The sequence below is a fragment of the Microbacterium terrisoli genome, from assembly GCF_030866805.1.
Taxonomy (GTDB): domain Bacteria; phylum Actinomycetota; class Actinomycetes; order Actinomycetales; family Microbacteriaceae; genus Microbacterium; species Microbacterium terrisoli.
Map to the genome: position 1 here is coordinate 1,548,841 of NZ_CP133019.1, position 16,804 is coordinate 1,565,644.

Below are 16,804 nucleotides of genomic sequence, written 5' to 3' on the forward strand. Positions count from 1 at the left end.
GCGGAGCGCCCGGCACCGGATCTGACTCGTGCGGTGAGATTCCGGGAGCCGGGCGTTCCGATCAGGCGTCGGCCGGGCCGTCGAGGCTGCGCGTCGCGCGGAGCGCCCGCGTGCGATGTACGGCTACCGGTCGGCCCACAACCGTGCGATCGGAATCGGCTGCCCGGCGATGCGCGAGGCGGCGCGGTGTCCTGACATCATCGCTCCTGTCACGGTCGCCGGGTCGTCGGTCCACGTCGCCTCACCCGCCAGGTGCAGCACGCCGCCGACGGGCGTGGCCAGCGCATCGTGGTCGGATGTCGCAGACCCGACCGTCATGAACGCATACGCGCCGCGCGCGAACGGGTCGTCCTGCCATGCGGTGACGTCGACGCGCACAGGCTCGGGCACCTCCGCTCCGTAGAGCCGGCGCAGCTGCGCCATGACCGACGCCGCCACCCGCTCCTTCGGCCAGTCTCGGATGCCGTGCGCGGCAGGACCGGCCGCGAAGGTCAGCAGCGAGGGGGTTCCGTCGATCGCCGTCAGGTCGTACCAGGAGTGCCACCAGGCGCCCTCTGCGCCCTGCTGACGGATCGCATAGACCCCGGCATCCCAGAACCTGTTCTCGAACCGCAGCACGACCTTTTCGAACGCGTTCATCTTCAGCCGCGAAAGGGCACCCGCCACCGCCGCGGGCAATGGTGGCTCGATCGTGAATTCGTCGGACTGCAGCACGCCGACCGGCAAGGTGATCACCGCGGTGGATGCCGTCATCCTGCCGTGCGGCGTCGTCACGGTGACTGCGTCTTCTGACCACCCCACCCGGCTCACTGGGTGCGTGAGGCGCACGTCGAGCCCCGCGGCGAGGTGGGCGGCGAGCCGATCGTAGCCCTCGGGGAAGACGACCTCATCGCCGTCGACCGTGTCATCGTCGAGACCGTGCGATGCCAGATCGGCGATCCACGCGCCGTACTGCTCTTCGGTGCGGTGCTGTAAGAACTCGCGCACGCGCTCGGTGCGAGCGGCATCCCACGTCTGCTGGGCGAGTGCCGACTCGGTCACGTCGCGGTACGAGGCATCCGGGCCGGCTGCCTCGATCACGTCGGCGAGCACCCGGTCGACCGCGCGGATGTCGTCGGCGAACGCGTGTGCCTCGGCGTCGGAGAGGCGTGTGCCGTCCGGACCGAAGTACGCGATCGGGCGGCTGTCGGGCTGAAAGCTGCCGACCGTGAACTCGACGGTGGGCATGCCGAACGCCGATGTCGCTTCGGCCAACGGATTGTCGGCGACGCCATGGATCCACGAGGCGCCGAGGTCGGTCACGTGCCCGTCGGAGCGGTCGGTGTGCAGTCGGCCGCCGATGCGCTCGCGCGCTTCGAGAACGACGACGCTGCGGCCGGCGGCCTGCAGCAGGCGGGCCGCAGTCAGTCCGGCGACGCCGGCACCGATCACCACTGTGTCCGTCATGGCGCCGGCGGCCATTCGATCAGCAGCAGACCCTGTTTCGTGTCGGAGAACAGGATCTGACCGTCGTCGAGCCGGTACGTCATGCCACTGTCTCGGGCACCTCCGGGCATGCTGTCGGTTGCGGTCATGTAGGTCTGGCCGTCTTCGCTGAGTTTCTGAAAGCCGGAGTTCGAGAGCTCTTGGGTCACCTCGGTCTCCTGCTCGGGCGTGATCGGTGCCCAGCCGTAGACCTGCACGTCGTCGCTGGGGACCTTCTCATTGCCCCAGATGCATTGGATGCCGCCGGGTAGTTCGATGTTGCCGACATAGAACGGGTCCTGGCGAGAGCTCCAGCCGACCGCGGTGAAGGCATCCACCGTCGATTTCGGGATGATCGTGTCACACGTCGGATCGCCCGCCGGCGTCGGATTGTCGCCGGACCCGCTGACGGTCTGAGTCGGAGCGGGATGCTGTGCCCTGCCGCTGCCGGCCGGCGACGGCGTCGACGCGGCGCACCCGGCCAGGGCCAACCCGCCCGTGATGACCAGCGCGAGCAGAACGGCCCGGCCATCGGTGCGGATCATGTCGTCGGCTCGGTCGTGGTCAGCAGGTGCAGATAGGCCTCGTGCAGCACTCCGTTGGTCGCCAGCGACGAGCGCGTGCCGATCGTGTCGACGCCGTCGATGTCGGTGAACCGTCCGCCCGCCTCGCGCACGATCGGCACGTGCGCGGCGATGTCGTACTCCTTGACGTCGAACTCCGCGACGAACTCGAGCCGCCCCTCGGCCAGCAGCATGTACGGCCATGCGTCGCCGTAGCCGCGGTCGCGCCACACCGCGCGGGTGAGTCGGATCAGATCGTCCAGGCGTCCCGCGTCGTCCCACTGGCCGATGCTCTGAAAGCTGACCGATGAGGCGGCGAGATCATCGACAGCGGAGACGTGGATGCGGCGAGACGAGGCATCCGGTCCGTTCGTCCACGACCCGCTGCCGGTGGCTGCCCACCAGCGCCGGCCGATCGCCGGCTGGCTCACGACGCCGACCTGCGGAACGCCGTCGACGGCCAGGGCGATCAGCGTCGCCCACATCGGGATGCCCTTGAGATAGTTGGCGGTGCCGTCGATCGGGTCGATGATCCACTGGCGGGAGCCGGGGCCCGGGGTGCCGGCATCCGTCCCGAATTCTTCGCCGAGCACGCCGTCGCCGGGGCGCTCGGCGGCGATCAGGTCACGGATGGCACGTTCGGTGGCGAGATCGGCTTCGGTCACGTGGGTTGCGTCGGCCTTGAGTCGGACGTCCAGATCGGCGGCGTCGAATCGGCTCATCGACACCGCGTCGGCGGCGTCGGCGAGGCGCAGGGCGAGGGCGAGATCGTCGTCGAACACGTCCGCACCGGGGGAGGGAGAGGTCACCTGCCAAGGATAACCGGCGGGCCCTGCTCGATTTCGTACTCGCCCGATTCGGATGCTAATGTTGACCTTCGTTCGCCGGTAACGGTGAGCAGCGCGCCTCTAGCTCAACGGCAGAGCAATTGACTCTTAATCAATGGGTTCTGGGTTCGAATCCCAGGGGGCGCACCATATCCGTACCGGCTCATGTGTCTGCCAGGGCGGTCACGGTTCCAGCCGTTCCGTCCACGCGCACGAGCATGCCGTCGTGCAGCACGCGCGTGGCGTCGCCGGTGCCCATGACGGCCGGCAAGCCGTACTCGCGGGCCACGATCGCGGCGTGCGACGCAGGGCCGCCCGCGTCGACGACCACTGCTGCGGCGCGTTGGAACAGGGGAGTCCACGTCGGGTTGGTGACCGGGCACACGAGCACGTCGCCCGCTCGCAGCAGCGCGAATTCGTCGACGTCATGAATGACCCGCACGCGCCCAGTCGTCACCCCGCCTCCGCCGGCAAGGCCCGATACGAGCGCATCGCCGCGTGCGTCAGCCGCCCCGCGCTCGATGTTCAGCAGCGGGCGAGAGCGCAGAGCGTCCCGGAGCCGGGACCGGGCGTCCACGACATCGGTCAGCGCGTGCGCGCCGGCACCGTCAGGGGCCTCCAGCGCCTCGAGTTCGTCGAGTCGGCAGTGGTACACGTCCTCGGCCGCGGTGAGCACGCCCGCCGATTGAAGGCGTGTCCCGATCTCGTGCAGTGCGGTGCGCAACGCCGGCGTCAGCCGTGTGAACAGGACGTGCGTGTCCTCACGGAACGCCACCGCGTGTGCCGCGCGGTCGATCCGGCCGTGCATGCGCGCCTTCGATCGTTGCGACCGGATGCTCCGAAGGAGGGCGGTGGCGGCATTCTGCGCGTTCGCGGCCGGGGGCGAGCCGTCTGACTGCAGCAGCGCGACGAGGGCAAGCACCGATGTCGGGCGCTCACCGAGTGAGGGGGTCGTGATGAGGATCGGCGTCGTGGTCTCGCGGTAGCCGTAGTCCGCCAGCCACCGGTCGAAAGCATCGGCGAAGCCCGGATCGCGACGGGCGGCCTCGAGATCACCCTCCGCGACGGCACGGGCGGTGGCGGGGTTGAGGCCGGCCAGACGTGCCACCTCGGCCAGACGGTCATTGCCCTCGGACGTGAGGGTGCGCACGCCTTGCAGCAACTCGGGCAGTGCGCGCCCCTTGCCTCGGATGCGCAGCGACAATGCCAGGCGCAGCAGCGCCAGACCAGCCGCGGGCAGGTAGTCGAAGCGCAGGCCGGTGACCGGCTCGAGAGCGTCGAGCACGCGGCGGGGCTGCGCGCGCAGGTCCGGCCAGTCGAGCGAAGCGACATCGAGGTCGGACAGATCGGCCACCACGCGGTCGAATGCGGCCAGGCGAGGGTCTGCCGACCAGCCTTCGAGCGGAAAGCGTCGCGCGCGGCGTGGTAGACGCCAGGGGGCTGTCAGCAGGCGCAGACGCGGCCGCGGCATCGGGATGCGGGCACCGTCGACGATGCCTTCCGTCTCGTGGTACAGCGCGTCGAACACGCCGCCGATGCCCACGTCTCCCACGATGCGGGCCATCATGCCGACCGGCCCGCGCGGCACCCAGGTGGTCATGTCGATCGGGTACGGGCGGGCCGTCAGATAATCGCCCAGCACTGTCGACAACGTGCGCTGCACGCGGTTCAGACGCTGTGGCGGCAGCGGCAGGGCGGTCATCGGGCGGGCTTGCACGATCACCGTTCGGCCACCTTCGATCGCCCACTCGATGTCCATCGGCCGGCCGTAGTGCCGTGCGATCCGACCGCCGAGGTCGGCCAACTGCGCACACTCGCGCGGTGTGAGCACAGGGGACTCAGCGGCCGGAGTTTGCTCGCGAATGCGCCCACCGGGACCTGTGATGACGTGGTCGGGTGTCACCGCGCCCGACACGACGGCTTCGCCCAGGCCCGCGCTGGCCTCGATCACGGTCTCGTCGCGGCGGCCCGTCACCGGGTTGGCGGTGAACATCACGCCTGCGACCTCTGCGCGCACCATACGCTGCACCACGACGGCGATCGTGACGTCCACCGGATGGATGCCCAGGCGTGCGCGATAGGCGACGGCGCGGTCCGTCCACAACGAGGCCCAGCAGCGCCGCACGGCGTCGGCTATGGCATCCGTCCCCGTCACGTCGAGGAACGTGTCCTGCTGACCGGCGAACGTCGCACCGGGCAGGTCTTCGGCCGTTGCGCTCGAACGCACCGCGACGGGTCCGGCACCCAGCGCGTCGCACGCGCGTCGCAGGCTTCGGCCCAGGTCGTCCGGGAGCGGCGCTGCTGCGAGCGCGTTCCGCAACGCGGCCGCCTCGGCGTGCGTGACCGGGTCCGCCAGCCGTGCCGTGCGCGTGGGCAGATCGAGGGATGCCGCCGACCGGGCGTACGCCTCGGTCGAGATGACGAATCCGTCGGGTACCGGCAGCCCCGCGCGCATGAGTTCACCGAGGTTCGCACCCTTGCCGCCCGCCACGGCGACATCACCGACGCCGAGCGACGCGAGTGGCAGGATCAGCTGTGCCGAAGTGGTCATCCTGTCGGCATCCTACGGTCGCGACATCGCGGCGGGAAGCGCCATGGGGGCGAAGGCGGCGAAGGCGGCGCGGTCACCGGGGCGCATGCGCCCGCGGACCCCGCGCCGGTGCGGCTGCCTAGGCGGCGTCGCCGACGAGGATGGCGGCGCCTTCTTCCGCGGCATCCGCTTCGTGCGTGTCGATGCGCGCGAGCACCTTTCGGCCCAACAGGATCGCGAGGGTCGCGATGAGCACCGAGGCGCCCGCGAAGTAGTACGGGATCGATGCGTTGAACACGTGCCAGAGCGCGGCGGCGAGCGGGGGTGCGACCGCACCGCCGATGAAGCGGACTGCGGAGTACGCCGATGATGCGACAGCGCGCGGGAGGTCGGTGGCCTCCATGACCGCTTCGGTGAGCACCGTGTTCATGATGCCCAGCAGCAGGCCGCCGACGATGATGCAGATGACCAGAGTGACGACGGAGGACACCAGGATGCCGGCGACGATCAGGTCGATCGCCAGCAGCGGCAGCACGATGAACATGATCGTCGTGCGCGACATCCGGTGCAGCAGAATCGGGGCCACCCAGACGCTGGTGATCGCCAGAGCGACTCCCCATCCGAAGAACGTGAAGCCGATGCCCATCGCCGAGAAACCGAGCACGAACGGTGAGAATGCCAGCAGCACGAAAAACCCGATGTTGTAGAACAGGGCCGCTACGGCGAGGATCGCCAGCGCGGGGATGCGCAGCGCTGTGAAGGGCGCCGACAGTGGCATCGGCGCGCGCTTCTCACCTTTGTCGCGCACCAGCACGAGTACGGCGATGAAGGCGATGGACATGAGGACGACCACGCCGAAGAACGGACCCTGCCAGGCCACTTCGCCGAGCAGGCCGCCCAGGAGAGGTCCGATGGCGATGCCGATGCCCAGCGCTGCCTCGTACAGGATGATCGCGGCCTCGCTGCCGCCCGAAGCAGCTCCGACGATGGTTGCCAGTGCGGTCGAGATGAACAAGGCGTTGCCCAGGCCCCAGCCGGCGCGGAAGCCGATGATCGCATCGACGCTGCCGCTGAGCGCGCACAGCAGCGAGAAGACGACGATGAGCGCGAGCCCCGACAGCAGGGTCGCCTTCGCGCCGATGCGGCTGGACACCCAGCTCGTGATGAGCATCGCGGCCCCGGTCACGAGCAGGTAGCTCGTGAACAGCATCTCGGTCTGGACCGGATCGGCCCTCAGCGACTCGGCGATCGCCGGCAGGATCGGGTCCACCAGGCCGATGCCCATGAACGCGACGACGCAGGCGAAGGCGACTGCCCACACTTGCGCGGGCTGATGCCAGATCGATCCGGATGGGGAAGCCGATGTCATCGGGTGACTCCTTGGGGGTTGGTGCGGGAAGAGAGGATGTGGGCGGCGCGCGACAGCACGGCCCAGTCGTCGTCGCCGAGGTCGGCGAACAGCGGTTCGAGGGCATCACGCAATTCGATGCGCCACGCGGCCAGGGCTGCGCGGCCGCGTTCGGTGATGCTGATCACGCTCGCGCGCGAGTCGGCCGGGTCGTGATCGCGGCGCACGTGACCGGCCTCGACGAGCTGGCCCACCATGCGCGTCATGCCGGGCTGGGTGGTGCGGCTGGCTGTCGCGAGCTCGCCGAGGCGAAGCGGGCCCCCGGTTGCGAGCACGCTCAGCGCCCGCCATTGTGCAGCGGGCGCCTCGTTGCGGGTCTCGAGGGCGGCGACACGGGTGAGGGTGTGCGCGGCGGTCACGATCTCGGCGATGTCCTGAGCGCGACTCATCCCAGAAGTATATATCGCAGGTATATACAAAGCGAATGCACATGAGCGTCACGTTGACATGTCGAGCGGGTGACTCTACGATTCCTAATACCTGAATCAGGTTTCATGAGCTGCTTATCAACGGCGAAAGGCAAGGCCATGCGCGTCACCCACACCAAGCTGCTTCTGGCAGCGCTGACTGCGATCGGCGCGCTCACGCTCGCCGCGTGCGCACCGATCGCGACAGGATCCGATCCGACATCGGACAGTGCCGCGCCCAGTGAGGTCGCCGTCGGCGTCATCACGAGTGAGACCGGTCCGCTGGCCGGTTATGGCAAGCAGTACCTCGACGGCTTCAAGGCGGGCCTGGACTATGCGACAGATGGCACCGGCAAGGTCGGCGACACCACGCTGAAGATCGACTACCGCGACGACGCCGGCGACCCCGACACCGCCGTGACGGCGGCCAAGGATCTGATCGGCAGCGGCACCAAGATCCTGCTCGGCAGTGCATCCTCCGGTGTCGCCCTGGCCGTTGCGGAGCAGGCGGCGCAGAACAAGGTGCTGTTCATCTCGGGCCCTGCAGCGGCCGATGCCATCACCGGCGTCAACGAGTACACCTTCCGGTCCGGCAGGCAAAGTGCACAGGATGTCGCAACCGCCGGATCGTTCCTCGAGAACGTCTCGGGCAAGAAGATCACCGTGTTCGCCCAGAACAGCGCCTTCGGGCAGGGCAATGAGGCAGCGGTCAAGGCGATCCTGGGAGCCAAGGGGGCGACCGTCGACAGCGTTCTGGTGCCCGAGGATGCCACCGAGTTCACGCCCTTCGCGCAGAAGGTCATCCAGTCCAAGCCCGACCTCGTGTTCGTGGCATGGGCGGGCGCGACCAGCGGTGCCATGTGGCAGGCGCTGTCGCAGCAGGGAGTGCTGGAGTCGATCCCGGTGGTCACCGGTCTCGGCGACTCGCCGACGTTCGGTGCGTACGGCGAGGCCAGCGAGAAGATCAACTTCCTCAGCTACTACTTCCCGACCGCGGCCGACAACGCCGTCAACACGGCCATGATCGAGAAGGTCACCGCCGCCGGCGGCACCCCCGACCTGTTCAGCCCGGACGGGTTCAACGCGGCGATCATGCTCGTGCACGCCGTCAAGGACGGCAAGGACGACGTGAACGCGATGGTCAAGGCACTCGAGGGCTTCACCTTCGACGGCCCGAAGGGCAAGCTGACCGTCCGCGCGTCCGACCACGCGCTGCTGCAGGACATGTACCAGGCCAAGCTCGTCGCCAAGGACGGGTCCTTCGTGCCCGAATTGGTCAAGACGGTCCCCGCCGACGAGGTCAGCCCGGCCGAGGCGACGAAGTAGCATGAGCGACCCCACCCCGCCCGCGCTGCGGATCACAGGCCTCGGCCTGCAGATCGGCGCGGCCACGATCCTGAAGGACGTCGACCTCGACGTCACCCGCGGCGCCCTGATCGGCGTGATCGGACCGAACGGAGCCGGCAAGACGACCCTGTTCAACGCGATCTCGGGCGTGGTGCGCCCCACCGCGGGGCGGATCGAGATGGCCGGCCAGGACATCACCGGGATGTCGGTGGCGCAGCGCGCGCGGGCGGGGCTGGGGCGCACGTTCCAGACCTCGAGCCTGTTCCCGGGCCTGACGGTGCTCGAGAACGTGCGGCTGGCGGCGCAGGCGGCGCTCGGCGGCAGCTACACGCTGCTGCGCTTTCCGCGCCGTCGTGACGAGGCGTCGACGATCGCACGCGAGAAGCTCGACGAAGTGTGCCTCTCGCACAAGATCGACGCGCTCGCCGGCGACATCTCGCACGGCGACAAGCGCAAGCTCGAGATCGCCGTTCTGCTGGCCACGCGCGCGCAGACGGTGCTGCTGGACGAGCCGATGGCCGGCGTCGCTTCCGGAGATGTGACAGGACTGGTCGACAGCATCCGCGAACTGCACGCGGCGACCGACTGCACGATGCTCATGGTCGAGCACCACATCGACGTGCTCATGGGGCTGGTCGAGAAGGTCGCCGTCATGTACTTCGGTTCCATCATCGCGTTCGACACGCCCGCACGGGTCATGGCCGACCCGGTCGTGCAGAGCGCGTACCTGGGGAGTGCGGCATGAGCGACGCGATCCTCGAGGTGAGGGGCCTGCGCGCCTCGATCGCCGGTCAGCAGGTGATCGAAGAGATCACGTTCGATGTGCCGGCCCATGGCATCACCGCGGTGCTCGGGCGCAACGGCGTCGGCAAGACCTCCACACTGCGCGCGATCATGGGGCTGATCCAGCGTCGCGGCGAAGTGCGGCTGGCGGGCGAGCGCATCGACGGGCTGCTCACGCACCGCATCGCACGCCGGGGTGTGGGCTACGTGCCCGAAGACCGCGAAGTGTTCGCCGGGCTGACCGTCGCCGAGAATCTCGCGCTCGCCGAGCGCGATCGCAACCCCCGCCGAGATCTCGTCGCCCAGCTGTTCCCCGACCTGGTCGCCCGGTCCCAGCAGCGTGCCGGCACCCTGTCGGGCGGCCAGCAGCAGATGGTCTCGGTGGCCCGTGCGCTGCTGAACGAGAACCGGGTCCTTCTCGTGGACGAGCCGACCAAGGGCTTGGCGCCCAAGGTGGTCGACGAAGTCGCCGATGCTCTCGCGCGGGCCGCGGCATCCGTTCCGATCGTGCTGGTCGAGCAGAACCTCGACGTGGTCCGACGCCTTGCCGAGGGTGCGGTGGTGATTGCCGGCGGCCGCGTCGTGCACACCGGCAATGCGCGCGAGATCCTCGACGACGCGGATCTGACCCGGCGACTGCTCGGCGTCCACACCGACACGACCGCGGGGAGCGACGCATGAGCACCGTGATTCTGGCACTGGTCACCGGCATCGGTCTGGGGGCCCTGTACTTCCTCGTCTCGTCGGGTCTGAGCCTGATCTACGGCCTCATGCACGTGCTGAACTTCGCCCACGGAGTGTTCCTGTCGCTGAGTGCGTTCGTCGGGTGGGAGGTCGCGCGGCGAATGGATGCCTCGACCTGGGGCGGATTCCTTCTCTCGGTCCTGGTCGGCGCACTCGTGGGCGCGGTGTTCGCCGCACTGACCGAATTGGCGCTGATCCGGCCGCTGTATGAGCGTCACATCGAACAGGTGCTGGTCACCGTCGGCCTCTCGCTCGCCGCGATCGCCCTGTTCAACGGCATCTGGGGCACCGATCCCATCTACATCGCCGGCCCCGACTGGCTGAAGCAGACCACCGCGGTGCTCGGAGCGAAGATCCCCAACGTCTACTGGCTGCTGATCGCCGCCGCCGCGGTCGTGCTCGCCGGCCTCGTGCTGTTCCTGCAGCGCACCCGCTACGGCGTCGTCATCCGGGCGGGCGTCGAGAACCGAGCGATGGTCACCGCGCTGGGCGTGGACGTACGGCGCTCGTTCACTCTCGTCTTCGCGATCGGTGGCGCCGCCGCCGGCATCGGGGGAGTGCTCGCCGCCCAGTGGGCGGGCTACGTCTCGTCGGGACTTGGCCAGACGCTGCTGATCTTCGCGTTCATCGTGACGATCATCGGCGGACTCGGCTCGCTCGCCGGGGCGGCCATCGCCTCGGTGCTCGTGGCGGTGCTGCAGCAATTCGCGAACTTCTTCCTCGCAGGCACCGGAGACTTCATCGTGGTCGTGCTGCTCGCGGTGGTACTGCTGGTCAGACCGTCCGGACTGCTGGGGAGGAGAGCATGAACACCGACGACGTCTCGTCCCGAACCTGGCAGCGACTCGGCGTCCCCGTCTTCGGCGTCGCGGTGGTCGTGGTCCTCGCGATCCTGCCGCTGCTGAACCTCTCGATCCCCGGCATCCTCCCCGGGCCGACCTACACCCCCGGCAGTCTGGCGCTGATGTCGCTGTGCATGGTGTACGCCGCCCTCGCGCTGTCGTACAACATGCTGCTGGGCACCGCAGGGCTGCTCTCGTTCGGGCACGCGCTCTCGTTCGGCGCGGGCGCCTACGGCCTGGGCATCGTGCTGCAGCAGCTGCCGGTGCCACTGTGGGCCGGCATCCTCATCTCGGTGCTCGGGGGTCTGGTGATCGCGATGGTCACCGGCGCGATCAGCCTGCGGGTGAACGGCATCCCCTTCGCGATGGTCACCCTGGCCTTCGCGCAGGCCGCTTCCGTGCTCGTGCGACGCAACGCGCAGCTCACCGGCGGCGAAGAGGGTCTGACACTGTCGACCATGCACGTGCCCGACTGGCTGGTCGGGGTCGTCAACACCCGCAACCTGTACTGGTTCGCGCTGGTGGCGGTGCTCATCGCCTACCTGATCGCCCTGTGGATCGACCGGTCGCGGCTCGGCCACATCGCGCAGGCCGCCCGAGAGAACGAACTGCGGGTGCGTGTGCTGGGACTGAGCCCGTATGCGGCGAAACTCATCGTGTTCGTCGCCGCGGCGGTCGCCGCCGGCCTCGCCGGAATCGTCTACCTGCTGCTGCAGAGCGGCACGCAGCCGCACGCGGTCTCGGCCGACCTCACGATCACGATCCTGGTCATGGTCGTGCTGGGCGGCGTCGGATTCCGCTGGGGCGCGGTGCTCGGCGGCGTGATCTACACGCTGCTCGACCAGCGGCTCGCGGTGCTCGCTCGCTCCGATGCGATCGCGGGGCTGCCTGACGCGCTGCGCATCCCCCTGTCCGAGCCGCTGTTCCTGCTGGGCGTACTGTTCATCGTTGTGGTGATGTTCCTGCCCGGCGGCATCGCCGGCACCGCGCGCAGCCTCGCCCGGCGGTGGCGCGCCGGTCGTGCGCGCGGGGCCGAAGCCGCCCGATGGGACGACGCCCGATGGGACGATGCGGAGGCGGACGCATGATCGACGCAGAGGGGATGTCGCAGCCCGCCGACGAGCCGCACACCATCGGCCGATGGCTCGAAGACCGCGCCGGCAGCTGCGGTGACCGGATCGCGATCGACGATCGCGGTGTGCGCGTCGGGTACCGACTGCTGTTCGAACGGGCGAGACTGCTCACCGAGCGCTTGCGCGCCGCCGGCTACGGCCCCGGGGACCGCGTGGCCACCGTCTCGGGCAACTCGATCGACCACGTCGTGGCGTTCTTCGCGTGTGCGATGTCGGGGATCGCCTTCATTCCGCTGTCGTGGCGGCAGACGACGATCGAACTCGCCTCCGCCATCGGCCACTGCAACGCGCAGCTGCTGCTGATCGACGAGGAGTACGCCGGACTGGTCGAGGATGCCCGTCGCAATGCCGCAGCGGCGACCCCCACTGCGCGGTTGGGAGTCGCCGGCGTCGAGGCGCATCCACCGGCCCGGCATGGGCGGTTCGGCCCGGCGCCCCGGCATCGGCCGGTGCGCGACGACGATGTCGCGCTCGTGATCTTCACGTCCGGCAGCGAAGGCATGCCCAAGGGCGTCATGCTCACCCACGCGAACTGCTTCTGGAACAACCTTGCCCTGGCCGGGGTCGCCCAGCTGACCGCGCAGGACGTCGTTCTGGCCACGCTTCCGCAGTTCCACGTCGCGGCGTGGAACGTGCAGCCGCTGCTGGCCTGGTGGACCGGGGCCACCGTCGTGCTGGAGCGCTCGTTCCAACCCGACCGGGTGCTGCAGCTGATCGCCGCGCGCGGCGTGACGGCGATGATGGGCGTTCCCACGCAGTATCGCCTGCTCGCCGACGACCCACGGTTCGCAGCATCCGACCTGTCGACGCTGCGTCTGGTGCAGGTCGGCGGAGCGCCGTTGCCGCCGGATCTGCGCGAGATCTGGTCCGACCGCGGCGTCGAGCTGCTCGCCGGCTACGGACTGACCGAGGCCGGCCCCAACGCGCTCTCGGTCGCACCGGGACAGGCCGAGGCCAGTGCGGGCACCGTCGGGATGCCGTATCCCACGGTCGATGTCGCGGTGGTCGACCCAGCGACGGGCCTCGCCCAGGGCGACGGTGCCGTGGGCGAGCTGTGGGTGCGCGGGCCCAGTGTCTTCGCCGGCTACCTCGACGACCCCGATGCGACCGCGCACGTGCGTGACGGACAATGGCTGCGCACGGGCGATCTCGCACGACGCGATGAGGCCGGCCGGTTCGTGCTGGTAGACCGCATCAAGGACATCTACATCTCCGGCGGTGAGAACGTCGCCCCGGCGGAGGTCGAGCGCGCCCTGTGCGCGCACCCGCTCGTGCAGGCGGCCGCCGTCGTGGGTGTGCCCGATCGGGTCTGGGGTGAGCGCGGTGTGGCATTCGTCCAGCTGCGGGCGGGAGCCGTGTGCGGCGCGGACGAGCTGATGGCGCACGCGCGCGCCCAGTTGTCGTCGTTCAAAGTGCCGGTGCACATCGAGCAGGTCGCCGACCTGCCGAGGTCGGGAATCGACAAGGTCGCCCGCACCCGACTGCGGGAGCAGGCAGCGGCGATCGCCGCACATCACGAGGGGGCGGATGAAGATGCACGCTGAACAGACCACGGCCGGGCAGGTCGAGGAGAACGTGTCACCGGCCACCGGCCGGCCGCTGACCAAACGCGGTGAGGCCACGCGGCGTCGCCTGCTCGAAGCGGCCGAGCACGTTTTCGCCGACCAGGGCTACCACGAGGCGTCGATCGTGAAGATCACCGAGCGCGCGAGTGTGGGGCTGGGCACGTTCTATCTGTACTTCGACAGCAAGAAGACCATCTTTGAAGCGCTCGTGGTCGATCTGAACCAGCGCGTGCGACACTCCATGGGCGAGGCGATGGAAGGAGCGGCGTCGAGGCTGGAGGCCGAACGGGCAGGATTCGCCGGCTTCTTCCGCTTCACTGCCGCCCACCCCGCGCTGTACCGCGTCGTCCGCGAGGCCGAGTTCGTCTCACCCGACATGCTGCGCGTGCACTACGGCCGCATCGTCGAGGGATACGAACAGGGGCTGCGCCAAGCGCAGCAAGCCGACGAGATCGACCGCGCCCTCGACCCGCAGGTCGCAGCCTGGGCCCTGATGGGCATAGGCGAGCTGATCGGCATGCGCTTTCTGCTCTGGGAGCACGGACCCGACGGCGGTGCGCCCGACCGCATCGCGCCCGACGTGTTCGAGGCGATGATGCGGTTCGTCGAGAACGCGCTCGCCCCGCGCGCGGCGACAGGGCGCGAGGACACGACAGAAGGAGAAGTGCGATGAGCGAGCAGGATCTGAACGGCAAGCGTGCGGTGATCACCGGGGGTGCCAGCGGCATCGGCCTCGCGTGCACACGAGAGCTGGCCCGCCGCGGTGCCCACGTGGTCATCGCCGACCTGAATGCCGATGCCGCCCAGGCCGCGGCATCCGACCTCGGCGGCGAGGCATGGACCGTCGACCTCTCCGACACCCGAGCCTTGGACGACCTGTCGCTGCAGGCCGACATCCTCGTCAACAACGCGGGAATCCAGCGCGTCGCGCCCATCGTCGACTTCGACCCCGAGGCGTTCCGGCTGATTCAGCGGCTGATGGTGGAGGCCCCGTTCCTGCTGGTGCGCGCCGTGCTCCCGGGCATGTACGAGCGCGGGTGGGGACGCATCGTCAACATCTCCAGCGCCCACGGCCTGCGCGCGAGCGCCTTCAAGTCCGCGTACGTCACCGCCAAGCACGCCTTGGAGGGACTCTCGAAGGTCACGGCCCTCGAGGGCGCCGAACACGGCGTCACGAGCAACTGCATCAACCCGGGCTATGTGCGCACGCCGCTGGTCGAGAAGCAGATCGCCGACCAGGCCGCCATGCACGGCATCCCCGAATCGGAAGTCGTCGAAAAGGTCATGCTCACCGAGATGGCCGTCAAGCGTCTGGTCGAGCCCGACGAAGTCGCCTCGCTGGCCGGCTGGCTCGTGGGCCCGACATCGGGCATGACCACCGGAGCGTCCTACACGATCGACGGCGGATGGACGGCGCGGTGAGTCCCGCTGCGCGCATCCGCGACACCGTCCAGGTCCCTGTCTCCGGCGGGGCTCTGCGCGTCGGCGTGAGGGCGGGGGAGCAGGATGCCGCGGCCGCGCTGCTGATCCACGGAGTGACGGCGTCGCACCTCGCGTGGCCGTTCGTCGCCGAGCGCTTGCCCGCACTGCGGCTGATCGCCCCCGACCTGCGCGGGCGCGGCGCGAGCAACGAGGTGGCCGGGGCCGCCGGGATGGCCGCACACGCCGAGGACATGGTCGCCGTGCTCGACGCGCTCGACATCGAGCGCGCCACCGTCGTCGGCCATTCGATGGGCGCGTTCGTCGCGGTCGTGCTCGCACACCTGCACCCCGACCGGGTCTCGAACCTGGTCCTGGTCGACGGCGGCCTGCCGCTGCAGGTGCCGGCCGGCCTTTCGCCCGATCAGCTGGTCGCCCACATTCTGGGACCGACCGCCGAACGGCTCGACATGCGGTTCGCGAATGTCGATGACTATCTCGGCTTCTGGCGCGCGCATCCCGCATTCGCACACGCCTGGAGCGACGAGCTCGAAGATTACCTCGCCTACGATCTCGTCGACGACGGCGCCGGTGCGCTGCGTCCGGCGACGAGCTATCGGACCGTCGTGGACGACACCGTCGACATGAACACGGGCACGGCGCTGCCCGAAGCGCTCGCCGGGCTGCGGCATCCCACCCGCCTTCTGACCGTGCCCCGCGGGCTGCAGGACGAACCGCCGGGACTGTACCCCGCCGACTACCTCGCCGATCTGCTGGCGGCGTACCCGACCGTGCAGCACACGCGCATCGAGGGCTTCAACCACTACACGATCGCGATGAGCCCGACCGGGGCCCAGATCGTGGCCGACACGGTGGCGCAGGCGCTCACCGACGAGCCGACGCGATCCGTGAGGTGAGCTGGTGCGCGTGCGCGAGCAGCGTGCGCCCCAGCTCGGGCAGTCGGTCGGGCCCGAAGCGGAACTCGACACCGTTCAGGCTCAGCGCCCACTGCGGGTGCCCGTCGCGGGTGAACACGGCAGCGCCGATGCCGTAGCTTCCCTTGACGATCAGCCCGGGATTGAGCGAATACCCGCGTTCCTTGGTCTCGGCCAGGCGCCGGCGCAGGCGCGCCTCGCTGTGCGCGTCGCCGTAGCGCTGCGCCAATTCGGGATGCCGCTCGAAGTATGCGTCCACATCGTGGGGCTGTTGGAATGCCAGGATCGCCAGCCCGGCCGAGGCGACGCCGAGCGGAAAGCGCACTCCTTCGTGCAGCACGAACGATCGGATCGGAAAGCTCCCCTCCTCATCGACCAGGCACACGGTCTCATCCCCGCGGCGCACCGAGAGGAACGCACTCTCCTCGGTGCGCACCGACAGCGACCGCACGATGTCGCGCGCGATCTCGGTGATGTCGTACCGTGCTGCCGCCACGTTCCCCATCAGGAACAGCTCGGGCCCCGGCATCCATGTGCCCGTGTGCTCGTCCTGGTCGACGAGCCCCTCGCGGCGCAGCGCGGTCAGCAGCCGGTGCGTGGTCGGACGGGTCAGCTCGGCGCGTCGGGCCAGTTCGCTCACGCTGGCACCACCCGTGCCGGATGCCGTGACCAGCCGCAGCAGTGACGCCGCCCGTGCGATCGCCTGCGCTCCCGGCACCACTGCGTGCGTGTCCATATTGTGAACACTAGAGCGAGGTTCATCCATATGGCAAACGGACGCCTGCGCGGCGGGCCTGCGACGCGCGACGATGGAAGAGCGAGCGGTGCCGACGGCGG

The 16,804-nt window shown here is 69.3% G+C and carries 16 protein-coding genes and 1 tRNA gene; 10 read left to right on the forward strand and 7 right to left on the reverse strand.

What is annotated here, in order from left to right; genetic code table 11:
• Nucleotides 1–123: 123 nt before the first annotated feature.
• From QU603_RS06615 to QU603_RS06625, 3 genes are read right to left on the reverse strand one after another with little or no spacing between them, the layout of a single operon-like run.
• A complete protein-coding gene (locus tag QU603_RS06615) occupies nucleotides 124–1,446 on the reverse strand; it encodes a flavin monoamine oxidase family protein (protein ID WP_308493696.1) in 1,323 nt (440 codons plus the stop codon).
• Complete coding sequence (locus QU603_RS06620) at nucleotides 1,443–2,009, reverse strand: hypothetical protein (protein WP_308493697.1); 567 nt, start codon at nucleotides 2,007–2,009, stop codon at nucleotides 1,443–1,445. The genes QU603_RS06615 and QU603_RS06620 overlap by 4 nt, the downstream gene beginning before the upstream one ends.
• Complete coding sequence (locus QU603_RS06625; protein WP_308493698.1) at nucleotides 2,006–2,836, reverse strand: inositol monophosphatase family protein; 831 nt, start codon at nucleotides 2,834–2,836, stop codon at nucleotides 2,006–2,008. Before QU603_RS06625 ends, QU603_RS06620 begins: the two co-directional genes overlap by 4 nt.
• Nucleotides 2,837–2,929: 93 nt before the next feature.
• On the opposite strand from QU603_RS06625, the gene QU603_RS06630 reads away from it, so the two are divergent.
• Nucleotides 2,930–3,004 (forward strand) — tRNA-Lys (locus tag QU603_RS06630).
• A 13-nt stretch (nucleotides 3,005–3,017) separates the two neighbouring features.
• Here the strand turns inward: QU603_RS06630 and QU603_RS06635 are convergent.
• The 3 genes from QU603_RS06635 to QU603_RS06645 all read right to left on the reverse strand — a co-directional run bounded on the left by QU603_RS06635 (nucleotide 3,018) and on the right by QU603_RS06645 (nucleotide 7,181).
• Nucleotides 3,018–5,405 (reverse strand): PEP/pyruvate-binding domain-containing protein, encoded by a 2,388-nt coding sequence (locus tag QU603_RS06635; RefSeq protein WP_308493699.1) that lies wholly within the window; start codon nucleotides 5,403–5,405, stop codon nucleotides 3,018–3,020.
• A gap of 118 nt (nucleotides 5,406–5,523) precedes the next feature.
• Nucleotides 5,524–6,753, reverse strand: coding sequence for an MFS transporter (locus QU603_RS06640; protein WP_308493700.1), 1,230 nt, complete (start codon nucleotides 6,751–6,753; stop codon nucleotides 5,524–5,526).
• The gene (locus QU603_RS06645; protein WP_308493701.1) at nucleotides 6,750–7,181 is read right to left on the reverse strand and encodes a MarR family winged helix-turn-helix transcriptional regulator; all 432 of its coding nucleotides are present in this window, start codon (nucleotides 7,179–7,181) and stop codon (nucleotides 6,750–6,752) included. The genes QU603_RS06640 and QU603_RS06645 overlap by 4 nt, the downstream gene beginning before the upstream one ends.
• A 138-nt stretch (nucleotides 7,182–7,319) precedes the next feature.
• Here QU603_RS06645 and QU603_RS06650 point away from each other — a divergent pair, with 138 nt between their 5' ends.
• From QU603_RS06650 to QU603_RS06690, 9 genes are read left to right on the forward strand one after another with little or no spacing between them, the layout of a single operon-like run.
• On the forward strand, nucleotides 7,320–8,525 hold the full coding sequence (locus QU603_RS06650; RefSeq protein WP_308493702.1) for a substrate-binding domain-containing protein: 1,206 nt from the start codon (nucleotides 7,320–7,322) through the stop codon (nucleotides 8,523–8,525).
• Nucleotide 8,526: 1 nt separating this feature from the next.
• On the forward strand, nucleotides 8,527–9,291 hold the full coding sequence (locus QU603_RS06655) for an ABC transporter ATP-binding protein (protein ID WP_308493703.1): 765 nt from the start codon (nucleotides 8,527–8,529) through the stop codon (nucleotides 9,289–9,291).
• Nucleotides 9,288–10,010: an ABC transporter ATP-binding protein gene (locus QU603_RS06660; RefSeq protein ID WP_308493704.1), complete on the forward strand. Its 723-nt coding sequence runs from the start codon at nucleotides 9,288–9,290 to the stop codon at nucleotides 10,008–10,010. The genes QU603_RS06655 and QU603_RS06660 overlap by 4 nt, the downstream gene beginning before the upstream one ends.
• Complete coding sequence (locus QU603_RS06665) at nucleotides 10,007–10,882, forward strand: branched-chain amino acid ABC transporter permease (RefSeq protein WP_308493705.1); 876 nt, start codon at nucleotides 10,007–10,009, stop codon at nucleotides 10,880–10,882. The genes QU603_RS06660 and QU603_RS06665 overlap by 4 nt, the downstream gene beginning before the upstream one ends.
• Nucleotides 10,879–12,003, forward strand: a complete 1,125-nt coding sequence (locus QU603_RS06670) for a branched-chain amino acid ABC transporter permease (RefSeq protein WP_308493706.1) — start codon at nucleotides 10,879–10,881, stop codon at nucleotides 12,001–12,003. The genes QU603_RS06665 and QU603_RS06670 overlap by 4 nt, the downstream gene beginning before the upstream one ends.
• The gene (locus QU603_RS06675; RefSeq protein WP_308493707.1) at nucleotides 12,000–13,592 is read left to right on the forward strand and encodes a class I adenylate-forming enzyme family protein; all 1,593 of its coding nucleotides are present in this window, start codon (nucleotides 12,000–12,002) and stop codon (nucleotides 13,590–13,592) included. The genes QU603_RS06670 and QU603_RS06675 overlap by 4 nt, the downstream gene beginning before the upstream one ends.
• Nucleotides 13,576–14,286, forward strand: coding sequence for a TetR/AcrR family transcriptional regulator (locus QU603_RS06680; protein ID WP_370655337.1), 711 nt, complete (start codon nucleotides 13,576–13,578; stop codon nucleotides 14,284–14,286). The genes QU603_RS06675 and QU603_RS06680 overlap by 17 nt, the downstream gene beginning before the upstream one ends.
• The gene (locus QU603_RS06685) at nucleotides 14,283–15,035 is read left to right on the forward strand and encodes a 3-hydroxybutyrate dehydrogenase (protein WP_308493708.1); all 753 of its coding nucleotides are present in this window, start codon (nucleotides 14,283–14,285) and stop codon (nucleotides 15,033–15,035) included. Before QU603_RS06680 ends, QU603_RS06685 begins: the two co-directional genes overlap by 4 nt.
• The gene (locus tag QU603_RS06690) at nucleotides 15,032–15,949 is read left to right on the forward strand and encodes an alpha/beta hydrolase (RefSeq protein WP_308493709.1); all 918 of its coding nucleotides are present in this window, start codon (nucleotides 15,032–15,034) and stop codon (nucleotides 15,947–15,949) included. The genes QU603_RS06685 and QU603_RS06690 overlap by 4 nt, the downstream gene beginning before the upstream one ends.
• On the opposite strand, the gene QU603_RS06695 is transcribed toward QU603_RS06690, so the two are convergent.
• Nucleotides 15,918–16,703 (reverse strand): IclR family transcriptional regulator, encoded by a 786-nt coding sequence (locus tag QU603_RS06695; RefSeq protein ID WP_308493710.1) that lies wholly within the window; start codon nucleotides 16,701–16,703, stop codon nucleotides 15,918–15,920. The two genes, QU603_RS06690 and QU603_RS06695, sit on opposite strands and share 32 nt — an antisense overlap.
• Nucleotides 16,704–16,804 lie beyond the last annotated feature (101 nt).

Bases quoted from the DNA above. Each gene is read 5' to 3' on its own strand.
- QU603_RS06615 (WP_308493696.1), bottom strand. From the start codon at position 1,446: ATGACGGACACAGTGGTGATCGGTGCCGGCGTCGCCGGACTGACTGCG.
- QU603_RS06620 (WP_308493697.1), bottom strand. From the start codon at position 2,009: ATGATCCGCACCGATGGCCGGGCCGTTCTGCTCGCGCTGGTCATCACG.
- QU603_RS06635 (WP_308493699.1), bottom strand. From the start codon at position 5,405: ATGACCACTTCGGCACAGCTGATCCTGCCACTCGCGTCGCTCGGCGTC.
- QU603_RS06640 (WP_308493700.1), bottom strand. From the start codon at position 6,753: ATGACATCGGCTTCCCCATCCGGATCGATCTGGCATCAGCCCGCGCAA.
- QU603_RS06645 (WP_308493701.1), bottom strand. From the start codon at position 7,181: ATGAGTCGCGCTCAGGACATCGCCGAGATCGTGACCGCCGCGCACACC.
- QU603_RS06650 (WP_308493702.1), top strand. From the start codon at position 7,320: ATGCGCGTCACCCACACCAAGCTGCTTCTGGCAGCGCTGACTGCGATC.
- QU603_RS06655 (WP_308493703.1), top strand. From the start codon at position 8,527: ATGAGCGACCCCACCCCGCCCGCGCTGCGGATCACAGGCCTCGGCCTG.
- QU603_RS06660 (WP_308493704.1), top strand. From the start codon at position 9,288: ATGAGCGACGCGATCCTCGAGGTGAGGGGCCTGCGCGCCTCGATCGCC.
- QU603_RS06665 (WP_308493705.1), top strand. From the start codon at position 10,007: ATGAGCACCGTGATTCTGGCACTGGTCACCGGCATCGGTCTGGGGGCC.
- QU603_RS06670 (WP_308493706.1), top strand. From the start codon at position 10,879: ATGAACACCGACGACGTCTCGTCCCGAACCTGGCAGCGACTCGGCGTC.
- QU603_RS06675 (WP_308493707.1), top strand. From the start codon at position 12,000: ATGATCGACGCAGAGGGGATGTCGCAGCCCGCCGACGAGCCGCACACC.
- QU603_RS06680 (WP_370655337.1), top strand. From the start codon at position 13,576: ATGAAGATGCACGCTGAACAGACCACGGCCGGGCAGGTCGAGGAGAAC.
- QU603_RS06685 (WP_308493708.1), top strand. From the start codon at position 14,283: ATGAGCGAGCAGGATCTGAACGGCAAGCGTGCGGTGATCACCGGGGGT.
- QU603_RS06695 (WP_308493710.1), bottom strand. From the start codon at position 16,703: ATGGACACGCACGCAGTGGTGCCGGGAGCGCAGGCGATCGCACGGGCG.